The 21,710-nt window shown below is 60.1% G+C and carries 19 protein-coding genes and 1 tRNA gene; 13 read left to right on the top strand and 7 right to left on the bottom strand.

The annotated features are described in order from the left end of the window. The first annotated feature begins 4 nt into the window (after positions 1 to 4). The 3 genes from RXV86_RS10685 to RXV86_RS10675 all read left to right on the top strand — a co-directional run bounded on the left by RXV86_RS10685 (position 5) and on the right by RXV86_RS10675 (position 4,158). The gene (locus RXV86_RS10685) at positions 5 to 991 is read left to right on the top strand and encodes a glycosyltransferase family 2 protein (protein WP_316300240.1); all 987 of its coding nucleotides are present in this window, start codon (positions 5 to 7) and stop codon (positions 989 to 991) included. Between the two features lie 68 nt (positions 992 to 1,059). After that, positions 1,060 to 2,739 carry a beta-1,6-N-acetylglucosaminyltransferase gene (locus tag RXV86_RS10680; RefSeq protein ID WP_316300238.1) on the top strand — a complete coding sequence of 560 codons (1,680 nt, stop codon included), beginning with the start codon at positions 1,060 to 1,062 and terminating at the stop codon, positions 2,737 to 2,739. After that, positions 2,740 to 4,158, top strand: coding sequence for a sulfotransferase family 2 domain-containing protein (locus RXV86_RS10675; RefSeq protein ID WP_316299482.1), 1,419 nt, complete (start codon positions 2,740 to 2,742; stop codon positions 4,156 to 4,158). A gap of 29 nt (positions 4,159 to 4,187) precedes the next feature. Here the strand turns inward: RXV86_RS10675 and RXV86_RS10670 are convergent, their stop codons facing one another. From RXV86_RS10670 to RXV86_RS10655, 4 genes are all read right to left on the bottom strand, one after another. Beyond that, complete coding sequence (locus RXV86_RS10670; protein ID WP_316299481.1) at positions 4,188 to 4,430, bottom strand: hypothetical protein; 243 nt, start codon at positions 4,428 to 4,430, stop codon at positions 4,188 to 4,190. A gap of 159 nt (positions 4,431 to 4,589) precedes the next feature. Further along, positions 4,590 to 5,237 (bottom strand): GntR family transcriptional regulator, encoded by a 648-nt coding sequence (locus RXV86_RS10665; protein WP_316299480.1) that lies wholly within the window; start codon positions 5,235 to 5,237, stop codon positions 4,590 to 4,592. Positions 5,238 to 5,318: 81 nt separating this feature from the next. Then, complete coding sequence (locus RXV86_RS10660; RefSeq protein ID WP_316299479.1) at positions 5,319 to 5,948, bottom strand: hypothetical protein; 630 nt, start codon at positions 5,946 to 5,948, stop codon at positions 5,319 to 5,321. A gap of 107 nt (positions 5,949 to 6,055) precedes the next feature. Continuing rightward, entirely contained in the window at positions 6,056 to 6,742 is a 687-nt protein-coding gene (locus RXV86_RS10655; RefSeq protein ID WP_316299478.1) for a SprT family zinc-dependent metalloprotease, read from the bottom strand. 112 nt (positions 6,743 to 6,854) lie between these two features. Here RXV86_RS10655 and RXV86_RS10650 point away from each other — a divergent pair, with 112 nt between their 5' ends. The 10 genes from RXV86_RS10650 (at position 6,855) to RXV86_RS10605 (ending at position 16,893) form a co-directional block, all read left to right on the top strand. Beyond that, positions 6,855 to 7,175 (top strand): TIGR02300 family protein, encoded by a 321-nt coding sequence (locus RXV86_RS10650; RefSeq protein ID WP_316299477.1) that lies wholly within the window; start codon positions 6,855 to 6,857, stop codon positions 7,173 to 7,175. 204 nt (positions 7,176 to 7,379) lie between these two features. Continuing rightward, positions 7,380 to 7,455: transfer RNA gene (locus RXV86_RS10645), tRNA-Ala, on the top strand. Between the two features lie 287 nt (positions 7,456 to 7,742). Beyond that, positions 7,743 to 9,116: a serine/threonine-protein kinase gene (locus RXV86_RS10640; protein ID WP_316299476.1), complete on the top strand. Its 1,374-nt coding sequence runs from the start codon at positions 7,743 to 7,745 to the stop codon at positions 9,114 to 9,116. A gap of 11 nt (positions 9,117 to 9,127) precedes the next feature. Continuing rightward, positions 9,128 to 10,318, top strand: a complete 1,191-nt coding sequence (locus RXV86_RS10635; RefSeq protein WP_316299475.1) for an FHA domain-containing protein — start codon at positions 9,128 to 9,130, stop codon at positions 10,316 to 10,318. Further along, complete coding sequence (locus RXV86_RS10630; protein WP_316299474.1) at positions 10,302 to 11,207, top strand: protein phosphatase 2C domain-containing protein; 906 nt, start codon at positions 10,302 to 10,304, stop codon at positions 11,205 to 11,207. The genes RXV86_RS10635 and RXV86_RS10630 overlap by 17 nt, the downstream gene beginning before the upstream one ends. Before the next feature lie 22 nt (positions 11,208 to 11,229). Next, a complete protein-coding gene (locus RXV86_RS10625; protein WP_316299473.1) occupies positions 11,230 to 12,516 on the top strand; it encodes a hypothetical protein in 1,287 nt (428 codons plus the stop codon). A 225-nt stretch (positions 12,517 to 12,741) separates the two neighbouring features. After that, on the top strand, positions 12,742 to 14,736 hold the full coding sequence (locus tag RXV86_RS10620; protein WP_316299472.1) for a dynamin family protein: 1,995 nt from the start codon (positions 12,742 to 12,744) through the stop codon (positions 14,734 to 14,736). Beyond that, positions 14,733 to 15,683: a dynamin family protein gene (locus RXV86_RS10615; protein WP_316299471.1), complete on the top strand. Its 951-nt coding sequence runs from the start codon at positions 14,733 to 14,735 to the stop codon at positions 15,681 to 15,683. Before RXV86_RS10620 ends, RXV86_RS10615 begins: the two co-directional genes overlap by 4 nt. Positions 15,684 to 15,733: 50 nt before the next feature. Next, a complete protein-coding gene (locus RXV86_RS10610; RefSeq protein ID WP_316299470.1) occupies positions 15,734 to 16,123 on the top strand; it encodes a hypothetical protein in 390 nt (129 codons plus the stop codon). Continuing rightward, a complete protein-coding gene (locus RXV86_RS10605; RefSeq protein ID WP_316299469.1) occupies positions 16,111 to 16,893 on the top strand; it encodes a hypothetical protein in 783 nt (260 codons plus the stop codon). Before RXV86_RS10610 ends, RXV86_RS10605 begins: the two co-directional genes overlap by 13 nt. Here the strand turns inward: RXV86_RS10605 and RXV86_RS10600 are convergent. From RXV86_RS10600 to RXV86_RS10590, 3 genes are read right to left on the bottom strand one after another with little or no spacing between them, the layout of a single operon-like run. Continuing rightward, positions 16,890 to 17,939, bottom strand: a complete 1,050-nt coding sequence (locus RXV86_RS10600) for a 2-oxoacid:ferredoxin oxidoreductase subunit beta (RefSeq protein WP_316299468.1) — start codon at positions 17,937 to 17,939, stop codon at positions 16,890 to 16,892. The genes RXV86_RS10605 and RXV86_RS10600 overlap by 4 nt on opposite strands. Further along, complete coding sequence (locus RXV86_RS10595) at positions 17,939 to 19,834, bottom strand: 2-oxoacid:acceptor oxidoreductase subunit alpha (protein ID WP_316299467.1); 1,896 nt, start codon at positions 19,832 to 19,834, stop codon at positions 17,939 to 17,941. The genes RXV86_RS10600 and RXV86_RS10595 overlap by 1 nt, the downstream gene beginning before the upstream one ends. Further along, entirely contained in the window at positions 19,831 to 21,624 is a 1,794-nt protein-coding gene (locus tag RXV86_RS10590; RefSeq protein WP_316299466.1) for an FAD-dependent oxidoreductase, read from the bottom strand. Before RXV86_RS10590 ends, RXV86_RS10595 begins: the two co-directional genes overlap by 4 nt. Between the last annotated feature and the right edge of the window lie 86 nt (positions 21,625 to 21,710).

Here is a 21,710-nt window from a genome sequence, read left to right as displayed (position 1 = left end):
TGTCCTGAGGATTCAGCGGCGGCGATGGCGCGTGCGCGCCTTTCGCAAGCGTCGCGAGTTGCGCAGCGTGTCCGACCGCACCGATCGGATCAAGCGTGACGATATCCTGCTGTTCTCGACCCAGCGCAACGAGCGGGTGCGACTGCCTTTTTTCCTGAAGTATTACCGCGAGCAGGGGGTGAACCATTTCCTGATCGTCGATAACGACAGCAATGACGGCGCGCTTGAGTACCTGAAACAGCAGCCGGACGTTTCGGTCTGGCACACGCGCAAAAGCTATAAACGCGCGCGGTTCGGGGTGGATTGGCTGAACTGGCTGCAGATGAAGTATGCCCATGGCCATTGGGCGCTGGTGGTCGATCCGGATGAGTTTCTGATCTATCCGTTCTGCGATACGCGGCCGATCCGGGCACTGACCGACTGGCTGGACGCCAGTTCGATCAAGTCGTTCAGCGCGATGCTTCTGGACATGTATCCAAAGGGTCGGATTGATGCACAACCCTACCAGGAGGGGCAGAACCCGCTGGAAATCACCAGCTGGTTCGACAACGGCAATTACATGATCGAGAAGAACAAGCGCTTCGGCAACCTGTGGATTCAGGGCGGGCCGCGGGCGCGAATGTTTTTCCGCGAAAAACCCGAGGCGGCGCCGGCGCTGAACAAGATCCCGTTGGTGAAATGGGATCGCAAATACGCCTATGTCAGCTCGACCCACATGCTTCTGCCGCGCGGTCTGAACCTTGTTTACGACGAGTGGGGTGGTGAGAAGGCCAGCGGCGTTCTGCTCCATACCAAGTTCCTGGACACCTTCACCGTCAAGGCCAACGAGGAGCTTGAGCGCAAACAGCACTATGCCGCCAGCCTTGAATACAAGGCCTATGCCGAGGTCATGGCCAAGAACCCCGACCTGTGGTGCAAGTGGTCTGAAAAATACATCAATTGGCGGCAACTCGAGATCCTGGGGTTGATGTCCAAGGGGAACTGGGCATGACCCGGCCACCGGTCGATATGCGGATTGATCCGCTGGACGATACCCATCGCGGTAGCGTCGGCATCGTGATGCTGGTGCATACCGCGCTGGACCGGGCCGAGCAGGTGGCGCGGCATTGGCACGCGGCGGGATGTCCGGTGGTGATCCATTGCGACAAGACCACGCCGCGCAGCGAGTACCTGGCGTTCAAGAGGGCGTTGTCGGACCTTGACGATGTTTTGTTTGCGACGCGGCACCGCTGTGAATGGGGCACTTGGGGGATCGTGGCGGCCACCCAGGAAGCCAGTGAGATGATGCTGGCGATGTTCCCGGTGGTGCGGCATGTCTATCTTGCCAGCGGCTCGTGCCTGCCGCTGCGACCGGTGCAGGAATTGATCGATTACCTGGCCGAGCGCCCGCGAACCGATTTCATCGAAAGCGCGACCACCTCGGATGTACCCTGGACCGTGGGCGGGCTGGACGAAGAACGCTTTACCCTGCGCTTCCCGTTTTCCTGGCGCAAGCGGCGGCACCTGTTCGACCGCTACGTTGCGATCCAGCGGGCGGTGCGGTTCAAGCGGCGCATTCCCGGCGGCATCGTGCCGCATATGGGCAGCCAGTGGTGGTGCCTGACGCGACAGACCCTGAGCGCGATCCTGGAAGACCCCGAACGCAAGACCTACGACCGTTATTTCCGCCGCGTCTGGATCCCGGATGAAAGCTATTTCCAGACCCTGGTACGGCACTATTCGACCAATATCGAAAGCCGGTCGCTGACCCTGTCGAAGTTCGATTTCCAGGGCAAGCCACATATTTTTTACGATGACCATTTGCAGCTGCTCAGGCGGTCGGATTGCTTTGTAGCGCGCAAGATATGGGCCCACGCCGAGCTTTTGTATGAAAGTTTCCTGGAGGGTAAAGGCGGGGCGTTCAAGCGCACCGAGCCCAACCCCGGCAAGATCGACCGCATCTTTGCCAAGGCGGTTGAGCGGCGGACGCGTGGCCGGCCGGGTCTATACATGCATTCGCGATTTCCCAACCACGGTTGGGAGAACGGCACCACATCGAGCGCCTATTCGATGTTCCAGGGCTTTTCCGACTTGTTCGAGGATTTTGAACCCTGGCTGGCGCGGGCCACGGGAGCGCAGGTGCATGGCCATTTGTTCGCACCCGAGCGGGTGGAATATGCCGGTAATCAAAGCGTGATCAACGGCGCGCTCAGCGACAGCGCCGAGATCCGGGATCATAATCCCAAGGCGTTCCTGACTTCGCTGGTCTGGAACACGCGGGGCGAGTGGCAGTGCTTCCAGTTCGGGCCAAAGGACAATCAGAAACTTAATTGGATCATCGCCAACGACCCAAATGCCCAGATCAACGTGATCTCGGGGGCATGGGCGGTGCCGCTTTTCAAATCGAACCGTAACTTTGCTGATATTCGGGCCGAAGCGGCAGAATTGCAGAAGATCGAGAGCGAACACCTGAAGGTGCTGCGCAGCCCCTATTCCACGGCGCGGATCCGCATCTGGTCGATGGCCGATTTCATCGAAAGCCCGATGGAGCCGTTGCAGACCATCATTGACGAGATCGGCCACAAGACCCTGCGGCGGTTGACCGAGGCACCCAAGATGACTGACCTGACCGGGTTCGGGCAATTCCTGCAGAACCTCAAGAACCAGGGGATGCACCCGCACCTGATGGGCGATTTCCCGGTGGTGCACGACCCCGTGGGCACGCAAAGTAAACCCCGCAAACCGTATCTGGTGCAGTAGATGACGAAACCCTTTGACTATTTCGTCGTGTTTGCCGAGATGCGGACCGGGTCGAATTTTCTCGAAGCGAACCTCAATGTCTTTCCGACGATTTCCTGCGTCGGCGAGGCGTTCAACCCACATTTCATCGGATACCCTGATCGCGAAGAATGCCTGGGGATCAGCGAAGAGGAGCGCAACCGCGACCCGATGGCGTTGATCCATACGGTCAAACATGCCCAGGGCATCGCCGGGTTCCGGTTCTTTCACGACCACGATCCGCGCGTGCTGGAAGAAATCATCTCCAACCCGCGCTGCGGCAAGATCATCCTCACCCGCAACCCGGTGGACAGCTATGTCAGTTGGAAGATCGCCCAGGCAACCGGGCAGTGGAAACTGACCAATGTGGCAAACCGCAAGGATGCCAGGGCCACCTTTGACGCGCGCGAGTTCAAGGCGCATCTCGACGCGTTGCAGGAATTCCAGATCATGTTGATGCGCGAATTGCAGGTCCGCGGGCAGACGGCGTTCTATGTCGCCTATGAAGACTTGCAGGACGTGGGCGTGATGAATGGGATTGCTACGTGGCTGGGCCAGCCGGACCGGCTGGAGGGGCTCGACAGGAACCTCAAGCGGCAAAACCCCGAACCACTCTCGAAGAAGGTGGCAAACTTCGAAGAGATGGAAGCGGCGTTGGCGGGGTTGGACCGGTTCAACCTGACCCGGACGCCGAATTTTGAACCGCGCCGGGGTGCGGCGGTGCCGAACTATGTCGCCAGCGCAAAAACGCCGTTGATGTATTTGCCGGTGCGATCCGGGCCCGAAGATGAAGTGAGGGCCTGGATGCAGGCGCTGGACGGAGCGGAATTGCAGGGTGATTTCAGTCAGAAAAGCCTGCGGCAGTGGATGCGGGGAAATAAGGGACACCGCAGTTTTACGGTGCTGCGCCACCCGGTGGCGCGGGCACATCACGCGTTTTGCACCAAGATCCTGACCACCGGGCCGGGGAGCTATAATGGCATTCGCAAGACCCTGCGGCGGGTGCATCAGATGCCGATCCCCGAGAGCGAGCCGGACGAGAGCTGGAACCTTGCGGATCACCGGGCAGCGTTCCTCAGTTTCCTGGACTTTGTCCGGGCCAACCTGTCCGGGCAAAGCGCAGTGCGCCAGGATGCGCATTGGGCCAGCCAGGCGGCGGTGTTGCAGGGTATGGGGAGTTTCGCCCTGCCCGATCTGGTCCTGCGCGAGGATGAAATGGCTGCTGCACTGCCGGCACTGGCGCGGCGGATGGGGCATGCGGAGGCCCCCTCGGTAGGGCAAGCCGGGGCGGAGGCGCCCTATGCGCTTGGCGAGGTCTATGACGACAGCGTGGAGCAAGCCGCACAGGAGACCTATGCCCGGGACTACCTTGTGTTTGGGTTCGGCGCCTGGGCCGGATAGGGCAGGATCGGGTCCATCCTATCCTCCGATCACGCCGCCCGGCGGATCGTCATCGCGGTGGCCACCGGGCCGAGGATTTCAAACACCACGGCTGAGCCGATGACCAGGATCAGGATCACCTCGCCCTGTCCGGGCAGTACCTGTGCCGCGACAAGCCTCATGCCCACGGCCACCCCGGCCTGGGCCAGAAGCGCAGGGCCGTACCATGGCCTCTCACCCTGCGGCATGGCGGCAAAGCGGACCCGATCCAGCCCCGGCAATGCGCGCTGCAATACGAAGCCCGATACAGGCCGCGCCGATGATCAAACCGCAGGCCAGCAGCAGTGTCACCCTTGGACGTTTCGTCCGCCGGCCTATTTGATCCGCTGCCAGCCCGGCCAGGAACAGTGCCCCAGAATGCTCAGGGTCAGGCCTAGGTCAACGCGCCTTCCTCAGGCCAGCAGCATCTTCAGCCCCTGCGTCACGTCCGAGCGTACCGCCAACCGCAGCCCTGGCTCGTCGCCCGCCTTGAGCGCGGCGATGATCATCCGGTGATAAGGCGGCAGCGCCTTGCGTTTCAGCCGCCCATAATGCTGCCGCATCGTCGGGCCGAATTGCAGCCACACAGTTTCCGCCATTGCCAGCATCGCCGGGGCCTGGGCGCGCAGGTAAAGCGTGCGATGAAATTCAAGATTGGTGCGGATATAACCTACCGGGTCCTGGGTCTGGATCATGTCGGTCAGTGCATTGTTGATGCTCTGCAACCGTTCGATCAACGCCATGTGGGCCCGTGGCAGGGCCCGGCTGGCCAGTTCGACCTCGATCAGGGTGCGAAGGGCCGCCAGTTCCTCGATCCGCTCGGCGCTCAGCTCCGGCGTTGCCACCCGACCCGACGACGACATGCTCAACGCCCCTTCGGCCACCAACCGGCGCAATGCCTCCCTCGCCGGGGTCATGCTTACCCCGAACTCCTTGCCGATCCCCCGCAGGGTCAGTGCCTGCCCGGGCAGCATGTCACCATGCATGATCCGGGTTCTGAGGCCGCGATAGACGCGGTCATGGGCGGATGCGGCGGGGTCGGTGCGGGATTGAGGTTGCATGAGGTATTTGTGATCACAAAATGGCGAGTGGTCAAGCTCGCTAGCTCGATTTCCGATCAACGACTTTCAGGAAACTTCATGTCACCAGATTTCATCTGTCGGACTCAGAAACACGGCGCGACGAAGATCGTCCTCTGGCAGAAATCTCCGTGGCTCTCCATTTCCGGGATAAGGATGCCGTGCCGCGGCATCTTCCTTGATTTCTATTTTTGACCCATTGTCCAAGCCGATCCGCAAAGACCGTGGCGTCACCTCGAAACCGGCGACTTTCTTCGCACGAAGATGCGAACGCAATTCGTCCTCGTCATCATACACCCAAGGTTTTGGACGGCCATTTTCTTCAGCAAAGTGGTCTTCAACCATTCGCCCATCGATTTCTATCCAGTCACCGGCCCCGCCAACGGCAATCACCAGCCATTCCTCATCCAATTTGAGACCGAAATATCCATACCCTCCCATTCCGTAGGTCCCCAATCCAACGGAAACGTCGGTAATCTCGCGGCCGACAACTACGTCCGCAGTCACAATCGGCGGCTCGAATAGAATCAACTCGTGGGTCGGCCCCAATGGCCCCCGCCGGTCCGGCGGCAGCGGCCGTGACGGATCGGGAATCATTATCTCGCTATGCAGTAGTGAGATGGGACCAGCACGCTCTCTTTGGCGCTTGGATATCCATTGCAGAGTCCGACCGGCAAATGGAATTCCACGCATATCCGCTTTCAAAAGCGCTCAAAGCAACAGGTTTTCAAACTCGCTAATAATACTTCTCCAAGTTTAGCCGACTGGCTCATGACAACACCAATGGCTGCAACCGACAGTCAAAACCGATAGCGATGCAGACCCGCGCCGTTCATCCGCAACCATTTGCGAGGTGCGGCGTAGTCGCCATACAGGTCCTCCACATGCCCCCAGAACCGCGATGAATGGTTCATCTCGACCAAATGCGCCACCTCGTGGGCGGCGACGTAGTCCAACACCTCGTCCGGGGCCAGGATCAGCCGCCAGGAATACATCAGCCCGCCATGGGCCGAACAGGATCCCCAGCGCGAGCGCGTGTCGCGCAGGGTAATGCGGCTATAGTCGCGGCCCAGGGCGGCCGCGTACCGATCTGAAGCCTCGGCCAGCCGTGCCCGGGCGGTCTCTTTGACGAATCCCTGCAACCGTGCGGCCACGCGTTCGGGCTTGCCCGGTACCGCGATCTCGCCCTCGCGCAGCACCACGGCCCGGCCCGTCCCCGGCATCACCCGGAGGACAGACCCCCGAAACGGCAACTCGGCCCCGATGCCTACGGATACTTCGTCCGGTCGCTTGTCCAGATGGCCGCGCAGCCAGTCGGCTTTTTCGGCGGCAAATTCCAGCGCCTCGCGCTCGCTGGCGCCCTTGGGCATGGTCAGTGTCACCCGGCCATCCGCCCCCGAAACCCTGAGCGAAATCCGCCGCGCCCGGGCCGAGCGGCGCAGGACAAGCTCGACCGGCGGATCGCCCGGCAGCACATGTCTGGTCATCGTCCCGTCTCCTCCCCGCGGTTCACGCTCGAAAGCCTTTGACACCCGGCCCCTGTTATGGCAGTTGGCGCGGATCGTCGACAAGACAAGAGAATCTCGAAAGGCAAAACTCATGCCCAAGGAAGAATGGGGCGTAAAGCGTATCTGCCCGACCACCGGCAAGCGGTTTTACGACCTGAACAAGGATCCCGCGATCAGCCCCTACACCGGCGAGGCGATCGAGGTTGAAACCGGCAAGCGATCGATGATCGCTGCCGATGCTGAAGACGCGGCCAGCAAGAAGGCCAAAGAAGGCGAAGACGATCTGGAGCTTGATAGCCTGGATGCGGATGACGCGGATGTCGAACTCGAGGATGACGTCCTTGATGATGATGACGACGACACCGTTCCGCTCGAAGAAATCGCCGACGTCGCAACCAACGACGACGAGTAAACGAAAAACACATCGGTCGCGGCATTTTGGGCTTGATCCCGTCGCGGCCTTTGCCTAAAGCGTTTCGAGAAAATCTGATCAGCAGGTTTTGTCGGAACGCGCGGAACGCCAATAAGACGTGCAACGTTTCCACTCAAACCTGTTCCAGGTTCAAGCGGAAACGCTTTTAATACCCGGGCGGCAGGCCAATACCTGCACCCTTATGGGGCCTTAGCTCAGCTGGGAGAGCGCCTGCATGGCATGCAGGAGGTCAGCGGTTCGATCCCGCTAGGCTCCACCAAAACCTTCTGCATTTTATCCGATACCGGGGCAAACCGCTGCCGGAATACCTGCACGCAAAGCTGTCGCGCAGGTCGTGGCTGTCGCCGGAATACAGGTGGTTTTATTGCATTGAAACCACATGCCGGTTTTATCGACTTCGCCCAATCGGTGGCCGACAATGGTCACGCTGCGGCCACATTCTTGCGCACAATCTGACCCTGCAAGGGCAGCAACACTCACAGCACAAGAGTGCATTTGCCCGGCGGAATAGGGGTTCAGTCCTCAGAGGTTTCAAACGGCGCAAAGATGCAAGATACTGGCAACAAAACTCAGGAATGCGAATTGTCCAAGGGGACAATGCTTCTTCAGGGGCAGTATGAAATAACCCGGCCCCTTGCCCTGGGGGGGTTCGGGATCACTTATCTTGCGCGCGACAGTCTGGCCCGCCAAGTTGTTGTAAAGGAATGCTTTCCTTACGATCTTTGTGTGCGACAGGGACCGCTCGTCTGCGCCAAGCACGTCGATTTTCAGAAAGCGTATCAAAGCACGGTCTGGGACTTTGTCCAGGAAGCCCGGCGGTTGGCCAAACTGAAGCATCCCAGCATCGTCGCCGTGCACCAGGTTTTCGAGGAAAACCACACGGCCTATATGGCAATGGATCGGGTCGATGGCGAAGAACTTCTTACGATTCGCGAGGAAAACCCCGAGCGGCTGACGCCGCAGCTTCTCAAGAAGATGCTTCGCGATGCCCTGGAAGCGCTGAATTACCTGCACAGCCAAGGCATACTGCACCGTGACATTTCACCTGACAACCTGTTGCTGGGTGAAGACGACCACCTGACCCTGATCGACTTTGGGTCAGCCCGCGAAAACGTATACTCGCCTAACAGCGACATAGCTTCGTTGCATGCGGTCAAGGACGGGTATTCCCCGCACGAGTTCTACACCGAGAATACCTCCCAATACGATTCGAGCGATCTCTATTCACTGGCGGCGACCTTTTACCACCTGATCACCGGAGCGGCTCCGGTGGATTGCTGGACCAGGTATCAGGCAGTTTACAGCGGCAAGCCTGATCCTTACGAGCCGCTGATGGCAAAGGGGTGGCCGTTCGACGAAGCGTTCCTTGCCGTTATCGACCTGACCCTTTCCATCGCGCACGAAGACCGACTTCAATCCGCGTCAGAGTGGCTTGAACTCATGGGGGCCCGTGACAAGAAAACCAGGGCCGCGATTCGACACCGGGTGCGAACCGTGGCGCGTGGCCAGATCCAGCAAAAACCCTGCAAAGAGGTCTTGCCCGATGACCACCTGCAAAACGCGATCTCCGAATTGGTCACGGCCGTGAATTCGGGTGTCGATGAACCGGAAAGGCCGGAGCCGCCTTGTACCAAGCTGGAACAGCCACGCCACGAGCTGAACAGTCCGACCGTTGCGACAGACGAGACCGTGGTCACACCGCAGAAGAAAGCGGTCGATCTTTACGGCAACGTCATCGAGGACGTCGACACTTGGATGCAAGAGCAGGAACGGCAACTCAAGGAAGCCGAACAGGTTCCCGAGGTCACGGATGAGGATCATGAGGAGCCCGTCAAAGAACCTTCGAAATCTCTTATCATGCGCCTCCTGACGGGGAGCCCGTCCAAACGGCGCAACAAGTCAACCGTCGCACAGGGTTGAAAGGACAAAACATGAAATTTCTTCGTGACATCATTCATCAGAAAAGCGCCGAAGCCGAGCAGGCCATGGCCACGCACACCGACGCGGCAGATGCACTGAACGTGACAAGCCCGGTCGAGGAGGAATTTTCGGCCTTGGATACGACCACCGGTGATGCGGCGTCATCGCCCGAGGATGTCGAATGGCACAGCTTGTTCGGAGAGCTTTCTCCGGCAGCCATGGTCGACGACAGCGACGGCGAGCAGAGCTCGGGCGACGAACAGATGCATGAGACCGCCAGCCCCGACAGTGCCGAGTCTGACAGTGCCGCAAGCGACGCTGATCCGGAGGACTGTGAAGAAGAGGTGGAAACATCAGCTACGGAAGAGGTGGAGAACGTGTTTGCCGATGACACGCCACAGCAACCGACGGTTCAGTCGGAAGAGTCAGCGCCAATCGCTGCCGCGCAACCCGAACCCGCGTCGTCTTCGACGACGTTTGAACCGTTGCCAAAGGTGACACACGTCGTGGAGTCTCCCATCGACCTGCCCGCGGCCGCGGATCGGGCGGCGAAACCCGAAATGGACCATCTTGCACCGGAACCTGTACCGGCCCAACCTGCGGCAGACGTGTCACCGGCACAGCCGCAACCCGAGCCTCGTGCGGCAGAACCCGAGGCGCAGGCCACCGCCGCAATCGAAGTTCCGCCGCCTGCAGCCGGACGCAGCATGGCGCGCGCCGGCCGGGCCAGAACCCGCATCCTGGGGTTTAACCCCGGAGCAGCAGCTTCCAGAAATCCGTTCGAAAAGGCCGCCAAAACGCAACCGACCGATTCCGATTACACGCAATTCCCGGTGGGCTGGCTTGTCGTTGTTGACGGGCCCGGGCGCGGAGCCGCGTTTACTCTGTTTAACGGTGTGGCCCAGATCGGCCGCGGCGAAAGTCAGACGGTGCGGCTCGATTTCGGTGACAACTCGATTTCGCGTGAAAACCACGCCGCCATCGCATTCGATCCCGAGGAAAACAGGTTCTTCATCGGACATGGCGGCAAGGCCAACCTGGTGCGGTGCAACGGCATGCCTGTTCTCAGCACTCAGCCGCTGACCGCGGCAGACCGGATTCGCATTGGGGAGACAACTCTTTTGTTCACGCCGCTTTGCGGTCCCGACTTCGGCTGGAACCAACCGGCCGGGAACGAGACGTCCCATGCTGCACGCGGGTAACTTGCAATTCGATACGGCGACCCTGATCAATCAGGGCCGGCGTGAGCGGCAGGAAGATGCTGTCATCGCGGATTTCCCGTCCGGAAGTCCGGTCGGCCTGATGGTGCTGGCCGATGGCATGGGCGGGCATGATGCCGGAGATGTCGCCAGCAAGATCGTCGTGACCGAAGTTTTCAGCGAACTCAAACTCCAGTCCGGTAATCCCGGCGATCTGGAAGACCGGATCGGTGATGTCTTGCACGGCGCCATGCATGGCGCAAATGAATGTGTTGGCTTGTATTCGCAGACCAAAGTCGACGATTTTGTCATGGGGGCGACCTTGTTGGCAACGGTGCTGATCGAAAACCGCCTGTTCTGGGTCTCGGTCGGTGATTCCCCGCTCTTCCTGTTGCGCCGGAACGAGTTGCGTCGCCTCAATGACGAGCACGCGGTCGGCTCGCAGATCGATTATCTGGTCGAGACTGGCCAGATGCGCCGGGATGAAGCTCTGACTTATCCGGATCAGAACTGCCTGACGTCTGTCATTGTCGGCGGAGAGATTCCACAGGTCGATTGCCCTGCTGCTCCGCTGCAATTGATCGAAGGGGACATCCTGATCGCCGCGAGCGATGGCGTCTTGGTGCTGAGCGACGAACGCATTGCCGAAATCGCGAGGGCGGAACGGCGGCATTCAGCCCAGAGAATCGCCGACGCCCTGATGAGCGAAATAATCGAGGCCGACGACCCGAGCCAGGACAACGTGTCTTTCGGTATCGTCAAGGTTAGCCGCAGGAACAAGGCGATTCCGCCGCAAGACGAAGACCCGGCCCAGTGCCGGACTCTGAGCAGCAGGCAGGGCAACGTCACGATTGTTGCCACGATTTCCGGCACGGCGAGTGCCGCCGGATAACATCATCCCCACGAGGTTCCCGATGGAAACACAACAAGCAATCGAACCCATCGTTTCTGGCCTGAGACAGGCCCTGTGCCGCGAAGACATCTCGGCCCAGTACCGGCAGTGGGGCGGACAGTTGCTTGAACGGTTGTGCCGCCCAGTGCGCATCGTGGTTGCCGGGTTGCCCGGAAGCGGAAAATCCTCACTGATCAACATGCTGGTCGCGCAACACGTGCTGGGCAACACCAACGCGGCACCGGTTATCGATCTGGCCTATGGTCCAAAGCCGCGAATCCGGTTCGAGCTGGAAGACGGCACCATTCATCGCGCCGACGGCATCCTGCAAAAAATGGATGTTCCCCTAGGGGTCATTCGCGCCTTGCAAGAGCTTCCGGCACCTGCGCTTCAAGGCCAGTCATATCGCGAGCTGGAACTTGACCGACGGTTTGAGGTCAGCCAGCGCATTCTCGAAGTTGCGCTGAGCGAGGCCGATATCGTGCTGTGGTGCACGAATGATTTCAAGGACATGGAGCAAGCCCTTTGGGCGAACCTACCCGACGAGATAAAGGATCACAGCTTCCTCGTGCTGGCAAAGGCGGACCGCAAAATCATGCGCGGGACTTTGGCGGACACCATCCGCCAACTTGAGCCAATTGTAAGTGAAGAGTTCCTGGGACTTTACCCCGTGGCGTCTATTCAGGGCATGACCGCCCGGACGTCGGGGACCGGCGAAGACCAGCACCTGTGGAATTCGAGCGGCGGCAAAAGCTTATGTTACGCGATTCAGCACCAGGTGGATTCCGGCCGGTCTGCCGACATCGACAGCGCCCAGATGGTTCTGGCTAAGTTCGGCAATGCAACGGCGGCCGCCGCGCCTCCGAAACCCCGATCGCGCGAAGTGCCGTCACCATTGGCATCCGCACCCGCACCCGTTTCCGCGCCAGCCCCGACGGGTGAGACAACGTCGCGCCCCGCCGAACCTGCGCCCGCCCGTGGCCCCGGGGCGGCAACGGATGTCTTAACCCAGGCTGTGAACGTTCTGAGCCGCAGCGGACAGGAGCTTTTGCGCGAGCTTGACGGCGATGCGCCGATCGACACCGACACGATCCTGAACCGATGCGCCAGTTCGATCGCGACACTCTCGTCGCAGCTTGGCGATACAAACTCGGTCGATCCGGCGCTCCAGGATGCCGCCCTTGCGGCCCAGGATGGAGAGGAAATGATGATCCTACTGCGCATGGAGCGGGGTGAAGACGCTGCGCTGGATGCAGTGACCCTGCTGCTTCAGATGCGCAAAGAACTGACGGCGCAGGCCAGTGCTTGAGGGTTTCGCACATAATCGGCGCAGCGCCCCTTCGATCAGGTCAAAATTAGAGCACAATCCTGTGCCAAAATGGCATCGTTGCCCGCGCCTTGTAGCTGTTTGTTTCCGTTGCGAGTTTGAATTGGGCCGCCATCAATACGAACAAAAAACATGAAGATAGACGCAGATATCGTACCAGCCACCGAGCTTCGGGCCTCAGCTCGCCCGACAAGCCTTCAGATTGGGATGACCAGTCTGAAGGATTTTGCAGCTATGGCGGGTCGGTTGGATCACGCCCTGACCCAACTGATCGAGTTGTCGGACAAGGGCGCCGCCCGCGCCGCTAAGAAGCTGCAGACCCAGCTGACCGAGTTCGAACCGGCGGTCACCATCCTGGGACAAGTGAAATCTGGCAAAACATCGCTGGTGAACGCGATGGCCGGTTGGGCTGACCTTCTACCATCGGACGTCAACCCGTGGACTTCGGTGGTGACGTCGCTGCACTTGACACCAGGGCAGGACCAGAAGGAAACCAGTGCCCGATTCCAGTTCATGAGCGAAGACGAATGGAACCGTCTGTTGACCAAGGGCGGCCGCATGGGCGAGCTGGCCGGTCGGGCCGGTGCCGACAGCGAGCTGGAAAAGCTTCGTGTTCAGGTCGAGGCGATCCGCGAAAAATCCCGCGAACGGCTGGGCCGTAATTTCGAGCTTCTGATGGGTCAAAAGCACGAATACGGCTATTTCGACAAGAATCTGCTGGAACGCTATATTTGCCTGGGTGACGATTTCGACCTAGACGGTGCCCCCCTGGGAGACCTCAGCGAAGAACAGGGGCGGTTTGCCGACATCACTCGCTCGGCCGATCTTTATCTCAACTGTCGCACCATCCCGTTCCGCATGTGCCTGCGCGATACGCCGGGCGTGAACGACACGTTCATGATGCGCGAACAGACCACGATCCAGGCCATTCGCGACAGCCGCATCTGCGTTGTTGTCCTGTCGGCGGGGCAGGCGCTGACCTCGGTCGACATGGGGCTGATCCGGCTGATTTCGAACCTGAAATCGCGCGAGGTTATCATCTTCGTCAACCGTATCGACGAATTGCCGGACCCGTCCCGCCAGATCGCCGATATCGAGGCCAGCATTCGCCAGACCCTCAAGGATCATCACGGGCCCACCGAGGCCGAGATCATTTTTGGCAGCGCCTATTGGGCCAACAAGGTCCTGAACGGCGAGATCGCCGAGATGGACAAGAAGACCTCGGATGTGCTGCTTGGCTGGGCCGAGACTCGTCTGAAGTCGGGCGGTGTCGAACAAAGCGTTCCCAGCATGGTATGGGAGTTGTCCGGCGTTCCAGCCGTCTTGAATGCGATATCCGAACGAGCGGTCGCAGGGCTGGGCAATCCGCTGATGTCCGAACTCAGCGAATCCGCCATTACCCTTGCCACCGGTCAGCTTGCCGCGCGGCAGGTCAAGGTGCAGGGTTCGCCTACCGGCGAGCTTCTCAGCCCGGACGAGATCCGCGCCGAGTTTAACCGGATCGAACGCAGCAGTCTCGATGTGCTGGCCGCGGAACTTTCGCAGTTGACCGATGACTACAGGCTGCGCGCCGACCGCGCGCATGGGACGTTCGTCAACCGTGCGACCCATTCGCTGATCCAGCATCTTGAACGTTGGGGTGAACAGCTGGTGTGGGAATACGACCCATCGGGCCTGCGCATCCTGCTGCGGTCGGCCTATTCGCTTTTCGTCAGCCGCACCCAGGCGGCGGCGAAGTCGCAGTATGAAAAAGCGGTCTGCGACGTTGCCGAGTTTCTGTTTCGCGGCTTTGGCGAGGTCGTCGAAGGCATCCAGGTCAGCATCCCGGATACGCCGGATGCCCCTTCGCCGATTGTTCTTGGCCAGACCATCGCGCTTGATTTCAACGATGGCTGGTGGGTCAACTGGTGGCGCCGCAAGCGCGGCTACAAGGCCTTTGCCGAACAGTTCCAGAGCTTGATCACCGGTGAAACCGTAGGGTTCATGGAGCAGATCAAGAACGACCAGACCAGCGAGATACGCGCCGACATCCTGGCGCGGTTGCAGGCCGAGTTCGATGCCTACAGGGGTATTATCACCGACCTGATCGAAAACGCGACAACAGCCGGGGACATGCAATTGACCTTCGGTGACGAGGACGAGCGCCGCCAGCGTGAAGAGTTGGATGTGGTGATCGCCACTTTGCAGGAGCTGCGCCAATGAGTGAGGAGAAAACCGTGCCGACAACCCACCGCAAACCCTGTGTCGCGCTCATGGGCGAATTCAGCTCGGGCAAAAGCACGCTTCTAAACCTGCTGTTGGACGGCGCACCGTTTCCGGTTCAGGTCACGGCGACGCGGCTTCCGCCGATCTGGGCCAGCCATGGTGAAAAATCCGCCACTTTGGTCGGCCATGACGGCAGTGAGACCGACATCGCCGTCGAAGACATTGCCTCGGTTGCGCTCGATGATGCCGCGCTAATCCGGCTGACGCGGGAAACCGAAATTCTGGAAATCTGCGACCTTGTTGACATGCCTGGCATTTCCGATCCGAACATGCCGGCGCAAGTGTGGCAGTCGACACTGGATGAGGTCGACTGCGTGATCTGGTGCACCCACGCCACCCAGGCCTGGCGCCAGTCCGAAGCGGCGATCTGGGAACGCGCCTTACCCGCAACCAACGGGCGCAACATCCTTCTCGTCACCCAGATCGACAAGCTGCGCAATCCGCGCGACCGCAAACGGGTGATGACGCGTGTGCGGCGTGAAACCGATGGGTTGTTCGAGGCGATCTTCCCGATCTCGGTCCTGCAGGCCATGGAGTCCGAGGAAGATGAAACGGTCCTCGAGGAAAGCGGCATGCTGGCTTTTTTGAACCATCTGGTGGGCATGCTTCTGAAACCGTTGGATCCGCAGGAATCGGCAACCGTTGAATGGGACACTGTGCCTGAACTTCCGACCCATGAGGCTAGTGAAAACCGCCGTATCACGCCGGCCACGACCCCTGCCGTGGACGATGGCGCCCAGTCCGAGCTTCACTCCGCAATGCCGGACCAGAATGCACCGGAGGCCAATGACGCGGCGGAGGCCGTTATTCCCAAGCGGGTGGCAAAACCGAAACGCTACCGCACGCGGCCCATCGCCGCCAAACCGATCGAGGCCTACCTGTGACACGCAAAACCAACGCACCCGCCCTCATCCGGGCAGAAGGACCGTAGGACATGAGCATTGCAGCAAGCCTCGATGATTTACGCCGGGACAACCCCGGTTGCTCTCTCGTGGCTTTTGGTGATCTGGGAACGCGTCTCGTGTTGCGGGCCAGCAGCGATGCTCCCTGTGCGCAGGAGCATTACGACAGGATTTGCGCCCAGGCTGCTCAGGTGTTTTCGTCCTGCGATGTCGTGGCAGAGGCCAGTGGTCATTCGTGCAAGGATGCAACCGCGGCAACGATGCTGACGCAAACCGAAACCCGCATCTTTGTTCGATCTCCGGCCGACAAGGTCGATTTCATCTGCTGCGTCTGCGAACCGGGTCACTCTTCTGATGCCATCACCTCAATGGCGGCGACTGCGCTGCGCGAGATATCGCAGGAACAGAAATGCAACCTTTGAAACACCGGCCAACATATGACGCGCCGTGCGTGAATGATCCGCTGCGACGGGCAGTTGAGCGGCTCAATGCGGACCTTGTGACCTATCTGGGCGAAGGCCAGACCCTAATGGGAGACATGGCTCAGGTTATGCAGGCCATCCTGCGCGAAATCGACGAGACCATTCTGCCGCGCCGCTTTGACCTTGCCGATGATTCCGGGCCGATTGCCCACCTCTCGATCGCGTCGCGCCGATTGGTGCGGGTCGGGTTGCCGGGCGATGACAACAGCTGCGAAATCCCCGAGACGACAACAGCCGCGGCGTATTTCACGATCTTGCTTGAGCGCGCCTGCAAGGCCGGCGGCCCGTTCCGGCTTGAACGTATCGGGCGGGACGACACGATTTCGGACTCGGGCCAAAGCTGCAGCGTCCAAGACATGCGCGACGCGCTCGCCACCATGTCGATGGCAGGCAAGCCGCATGCCCTATTCAAACAGATCGAACCAACCGCCATCTCCTGGGTTTTCATCGAAGGCAACGATGCCGAACCGCGGCAAGGCGGTACGGCGGATCATTTCGACATGCTGGCCAATCTGGCAAGCAATGAGCGGCGGCAGGCCGGTGTACATACGAGGCTCGCAGGCAAGCTCGCTGCCAAGCCGACCTGCACCATTCTGCCGCTGGGCGATGCGCTGCGCGTTATCGTTGCCTCGGATCAGGAGGCTCTGCTCCTGGCTGTTTTGACTGTCGAGCAGGTGGCACAGGTGGTCGAAACCTGGTCGACGCTCTAGCGCAGCCCCTCGTTGACGCTGTTGAGAACCCGGCTGCCGGGGCAAAGCTCTTCATCGCCAAGTTCGTTCAACGGACGGGTGGCAAGGTTCAGCGTCTGGGTCAGGTCCTGCGTGTTCGGATCGAGATACAGAAGTCCGGTCAGGATGCGTTCGTCTTCCTTCGCCTGCTGCACCGCGTTCAGCGCGGCAATTCGATCATCAGCCTGATAGTCGTTGCTGGCCTTGTGCAGGTGGATGACCGATCCGTCATGCAGGGTGATGCCTTGGGTCGTTCCGGGCGGGTAATGGGTGCGGATCTCTTCGCGCATCGGCACGAAATCCAGCGGCATCATGTCCAGGTGATCGCGGGTTTCTGCATAGCTTTTGGTCGATCCCGCGTGGTTGTTAAAGGTCACGCAGGGCGATACCACGTCGATGAAGGCAAATCCCTTGTGCGCCATGGCGGCCCGGATCAACGGTTCCAGCTGGTCCTTGTCACCCGAGAAGCTGCGCGCGACGAAACTGGCGCCCTGCAACAGGGCAAGGCTGGCCAGGTCGATCCCGTCGAATTCGTTGACCGCACCCCCCTTGGCGACCGAACCCAGATCGGCGGTGGCGCTGTCCTGCCCCTTGGTCAGGCCGTAGCAACCGTTATTGGCGACGATATAGGTCATGTTCACGTTGCGCCGGACCAGATGCACGAACTGGCCCATGCCGATCGACGCCGTATCGCCGTCACCGGAGACGCCGATATAGGTCAGGTCGCGATTGGCAAGGCTGGCCCCGGTTGCCACCGAGGGCATACGCCCATGGACCGAGTTGAAGCCGTGGCTTTTGCCCAGGAAATACGTCGGCATCTTCGACGAACAGCCGATGCCCGAGACCTTGGCAATCCGATGCGGCGGGATCGAGGATAGGAAACAGGCATTCTTGATCGCCGCCGAGATCGAATCGTGCCCGCAGCCTGCACAGAGCGTCGAGATTGCCCCGTCATAGTCGGCAATCGTATGCCCCAGCGTGTTGACCGGCAGGTTCGGGTGGCGGAACTTGGGCTTTACATAGGACATCAGGCTTTCTCCGGATGCAGCGCCACGACTTCGGCGCCCTTGGTGTTCAGGTTGTCGCGGATCTGACTTGCGATGTTTCGAGCCGTGATCGGCGTGCCGGAATAGTTCAGCACCGGGATCAGTTTTCCGGGTGGAATTTCGCATTCATTGCTGATCAGGCGGCGCATCTGTCCGTCGCGGTTCTGTTCGACCACGAAGACCCGGTCATGGGCATGGATGAATTCATCCACGCTGTCATGGAACGGGAAGGCGCGGATGCGCATCGTGTCGATGGGATACCCCTCTGCCGCCAGCATCTCGACCGCCTCGTAACAGGGCGAGGCCGAGGTGCCGAAGAACAGCGCCCCAAGCTTCTGCTTGGTCTTGGGCTTCTTTACCTTGACCGGCGGGTGGGTCTTGGGTTTGGGCACGTAGGACTTGGCCGTCTCGAACTTGCGCAACAGGCGGTCCACGTTCTTGACGTAATCCGCCCCGCTTTCGGAATAGACTGCCATCTCGTTCTTGGACGACCCCCGGGTAAAGAACGCACCCTTGTCGGGATGTGTCCCTGGCAGGGTGCGATAACAGATGCCATCGCCATCCACGTCCAGGTAACGGCCCCAGTTTGTTGCCTCGTCCAACCCCTTGGCATCCAGCACCTTGCCCCGGTTCATCCGGTAATTGTCGTCCCATTCCAGCGGCGGCGACATCCAGTCATTCATGCCGAGATCAAGGTCTGACATCATGATCACCGGAGTCTGCAACTGCTCGGCCAGGTCAAACGCCTGCACGGTCATGTCGAAACACTCGCGCGGCGTGGCAGGGAACAGCAGCACCTGCTTGGTGTCACCATGGCTGGCATAGGCGGCGGCCAGCACGTCTGATTGCTGGCTGCGCGTCGGCATGCCCGTCGACGGGCCCGACCGTTGCACGTTGATCAGCACCGCAGGCAGTTCCGCGAAATAGGCCAGCCCCAGGAACTCGCTCATCAGTGACAGACCCGGGCCGGAGGTGGCGGTAAAGGCCCGCGCCCCATTCCAGCCGGCGCCCACAACCATGCCCATCGCTGCCAGCTCGTCCTCGGCCTGCACGATGGCATAGTTCTTCTTGCCGCTTCCCGGGTCGATGCGCATCCGCTGGGCGTATTTGTCAAACGCGTCCACCACCGAGGTCGATGGCGTGATCGGATACCACGCGGCCACCGTTGCTCCGCCATAGATCGCCCCCAACGCAGTGGCGGTGTTGCCGTTCATCAGGATATGCTCGCTTTCAAGGATATGTGGCGCGACCACGTCTTCGCCCATTTCCAACCGGATCGGCAGCGGGCAATCGTAATTCTCGGTGACATACTGATAGCCCATTTCCAGCGCATGTACGTTCGAGGAGATCAGCTTTTCCTTGCCCTTGAATTGATCCGCCACAAGATCCTTGAGGATCGTGAATTTCATGTTCAAGAGCGCCGCCAGCGCACCGACATAAACCACGTTTTTCAACAATTGCTGCAGGCGCGGCGTTTCGAACTCGCGCATGCACATCTCGGTCAGGGGGATACCGAAGAACGACACGTCATCGCGCCGCAGATGCGGCGCCAGAGGCTTGGTATTGTCATAGACGAAATAGCCGCCCGGCTCGACGCCACGCAGGTCCTGTTCCATGCTCTGGGGGTTGACACTCAGCATCAGGTCGACACCACCACGACGACCAAGATAGCCGTTCTTGCTGACCCGCACCTCGTACCAAGTTGGTAAGCCCTGGATGTTGGACGGGAAGATGTTGCGCGGACTGACGGGGATACCCATTCGGAAAATCGCCTTGGCGAACAGATGGTTAGCCGAGGCCGACCCGGTGCCGTTCACATTGGCGAACTTGACCACGAAGTCGTTGATGCCCTGAATTTGTTTGGCGCTCTGTTTCATTTGACTTCCATAAGGTCAGGGGTCGCCTTGGCGACGTTATAGTCAAACAGCTGCATGTCCCACGCCGCCGTGGGGCAGCGTTCGGCGCAGAGTCCGCAATGCAGGCAGACGTCCTCGTCCTTGACCAGAACCTTGCCGGTGTTCAGCGCCTCGGAGACATAGATGTCCTGATCGGTATTGCGTGCCGGCACCGCCAGCTTGCCGCGCATTTCGTCTTCCGGTGCATTGGCGGTGAAGTTGATACAGCTGGTCGGGCAGATATCGGCGCAGGCATCGCATTCGATACAATTCTCAGGCGTGAACACTGTCTGTACATCGCAGTTGAGACAGCGTTCGGCCTGTACGAAAGCCGTTTGCGCATCGAACCCCAGTTCGACCTCCAGCGCACGATCCTTCAACGCCTTGTCCAGCGCCACCAGTGGCACCGCCTCACGCTTGTCGTCCACCGGGATCGAGTCATAGGCCCATTCGTGAATGCCCATCTTCTGGCTGACCAAGTTGACATGCGGCGGTGGCCGGTTCTCAAGGTCCTTGCCGTTGCAATACAGGTCGATCGACACCGCTGCCTTGTGGCCATGGGCCACGGCGGTGATGATGTTGCGCGGGCCGAACGCCGCGTCGCCGCCAAAGAACACTTCCTTGCGGGTCGATTGGAAGGTCTCGTCATCATTGATGATCGGGGTGCCCCAGCTGGTAAAGCGGATGCCGGTTTCCGCCTCGATCCAGGGAAAGGCGTTTTCCTGGCCAATGGCGATCAGCACGTCGTCGCAGGGATAGAACATCAGGTCCTCGCCGGTCGGCACCAGTTCCCGTTTGCCCTCACTGTCATAGACCGCCTCGACTTTCTCGAAATTCATCCCTACCAGCTTGCCCTTTTTCAGGACGAACTCCTTGGGTACGTGATTGTCGATGATCGGGATGCCCTCGTGAACGGCATCCTCTTTTTCCCAATCACTGGCCTTCATCGTGTCATAGGGCGAACGCACAATCACCTTGACGTCCTCGCCGCCCATCCGGCGCGAGGTCCGGCAGCAATCCATCGCCGTGTTGCCCCCGCCCAGCACGATCACCTTCTTGCCGATCTTGTCGGTGTGATCGAAGGCCACATTGGCCAGCCAGTCGAGACCGATATGGATATTCTTTGCCGCTTCCTGACGCCCCGGCAGATCAGGCAGGTCGCGCCCGCGCGGCGCACCGCAGCCGACGAAAATCGCGTCATAGCCCTTGGTCAGCAATTCGGCCATGCTGTCGACATAGGTCTTGAAATGGGCCTTGATGCCCATGTCCAGAACGTAACCCACCTCTTCCTCCAGCACCTCTTCGGGCAGGCGGAAGGACGGGATTTCCGAGCGCATGAACCCGCCACCTTTTTCCTGGGCATCAAACAGGTGCAGCTCGTATCCCAAGGGCGCCAGGTCTCGCGCCACGGTGAGCGAAGCTGGGCCACCGCCCACCAGCGCGATCTTCTTGCCGTTGGGTTGCCCCGCCTGGGGCAGCTTGTCGGCAATGTCCTCTTTGAAATCCGCCGCCACGCGTTTCAGTCGGCAGATTGCCACCGGTTCTTCCTCGACCCGGCCGCGGCGGCAGGCGGGTTCGCACGGGCGGTCACAGGTTCGGCCCAGAACCCCGGGGAAGACATTGCTTTCCCAGTTGACCAGATAGGCATCGGTATAGCGCTCCTGCGCGATCAAGCGGATGTAGGATGGTACCGGCGTATGCGACGGGCAGGCATACTGACAATCGACGACCTTGTGGAAGTATTCCGGGTTCTTGGTATCGGTAGGTTTCACGTCCGTTTCCCCTCACGCCAGGCGTTTGGTGCACTATGGCATACATAACCAGCGTGTAAATAATTGGCGGCTTGTAAAGGCCTCAT

Origin of the sequence: Aliisedimentitalea sp. MJ-SS2 (assembly GCF_032586155.1) — a bacterium.
Taxonomy (GTDB): Bacteria; Pseudomonadota; Alphaproteobacteria; order Rhodobacterales; family Rhodobacteraceae; genus JAWHTC01.
This window is presented reverse-complemented; position numbering and strand designations above follow the sequence as displayed.

Excerpts from the sequence above, each read along its gene's own strand:
- RXV86_RS10630 (WP_316299474.1), top strand. The coding sequence starts at position 10,302 with ATGCTGCACGCGGGTAACTTGCAATTCGATACGGCGACCCTGATCAAT.
- RXV86_RS10610 (WP_316299470.1), top strand. The coding sequence starts at position 15,734 with ATGAGCATTGCAGCAAGCCTCGATGATTTACGCCGGGACAACCCCGGT.
- RXV86_RS10655 (WP_316299478.1), bottom strand. The coding sequence starts at position 6,742 with ATGACCAGACATGTGCTGCCGGGCGATCCGCCGGTCGAGCTTGTCCTG.
- RXV86_RS10680 (WP_316300238.1), top strand. The coding sequence starts at position 1,060 with ATGCTGGTGCATACCGCGCTGGACCGGGCCGAGCAGGTGGCGCGGCAT.
- RXV86_RS10615 (WP_316299471.1), top strand. The coding sequence starts at position 14,733 with ATGAGTGAGGAGAAAACCGTGCCGACAACCCACCGCAAACCCTGTGTC.
- RXV86_RS10620 (WP_316299472.1), top strand. The coding sequence starts at position 12,742 with ATGACCAGTCTGAAGGATTTTGCAGCTATGGCGGGTCGGTTGGATCAC.
- RXV86_RS10675 (WP_316299482.1), top strand. The coding sequence starts at position 2,740 with ATGACGAAACCCTTTGACTATTTCGTCGTGTTTGCCGAGATGCGGACC.
- RXV86_RS10665 (WP_316299480.1), bottom strand. The coding sequence starts at position 5,237 with ATGCAACCTCAATCCCGCACCGACCCCGCCGCATCCGCCCATGACCGC.
- RXV86_RS10595 (WP_316299467.1), bottom strand. The coding sequence starts at position 19,834 with ATGAAACAGAGCGCCAAACAAATTCAGGGCATCAACGACTTCGTGGTC.
- RXV86_RS10660 (WP_316299479.1), bottom strand. The coding sequence starts at position 5,948 with ATGCGTGGAATTCCATTTGCCGGTCGGACTCTGCAATGGATATCCAAG.
- RXV86_RS10605 (WP_316299469.1), top strand. The coding sequence starts at position 16,111 with ATGCAACCTTTGAAACACCGGCCAACATATGACGCGCCGTGCGTGAAT.
- RXV86_RS10625 (WP_316299473.1), top strand. The coding sequence starts at position 11,230 with ATGGAAACACAACAAGCAATCGAACCCATCGTTTCTGGCCTGAGACAG.
- RXV86_RS10650 (WP_316299477.1), top strand. The coding sequence starts at position 6,855 with ATGCCCAAGGAAGAATGGGGCGTAAAGCGTATCTGCCCGACCACCGGC.
- RXV86_RS10600 (WP_316299468.1), bottom strand. The coding sequence starts at position 17,939 with ATGTCCTATGTAAAGCCCAAGTTCCGCCACCCGAACCTGCCGGTCAAC.
- RXV86_RS10635 (WP_316299475.1), top strand. The coding sequence starts at position 9,128 with ATGAAATTTCTTCGTGACATCATTCATCAGAAAAGCGCCGAAGCCGAG.
- RXV86_RS10640 (WP_316299476.1), top strand. The coding sequence starts at position 7,743 with ATGCAAGATACTGGCAACAAAACTCAGGAATGCGAATTGTCCAAGGGG.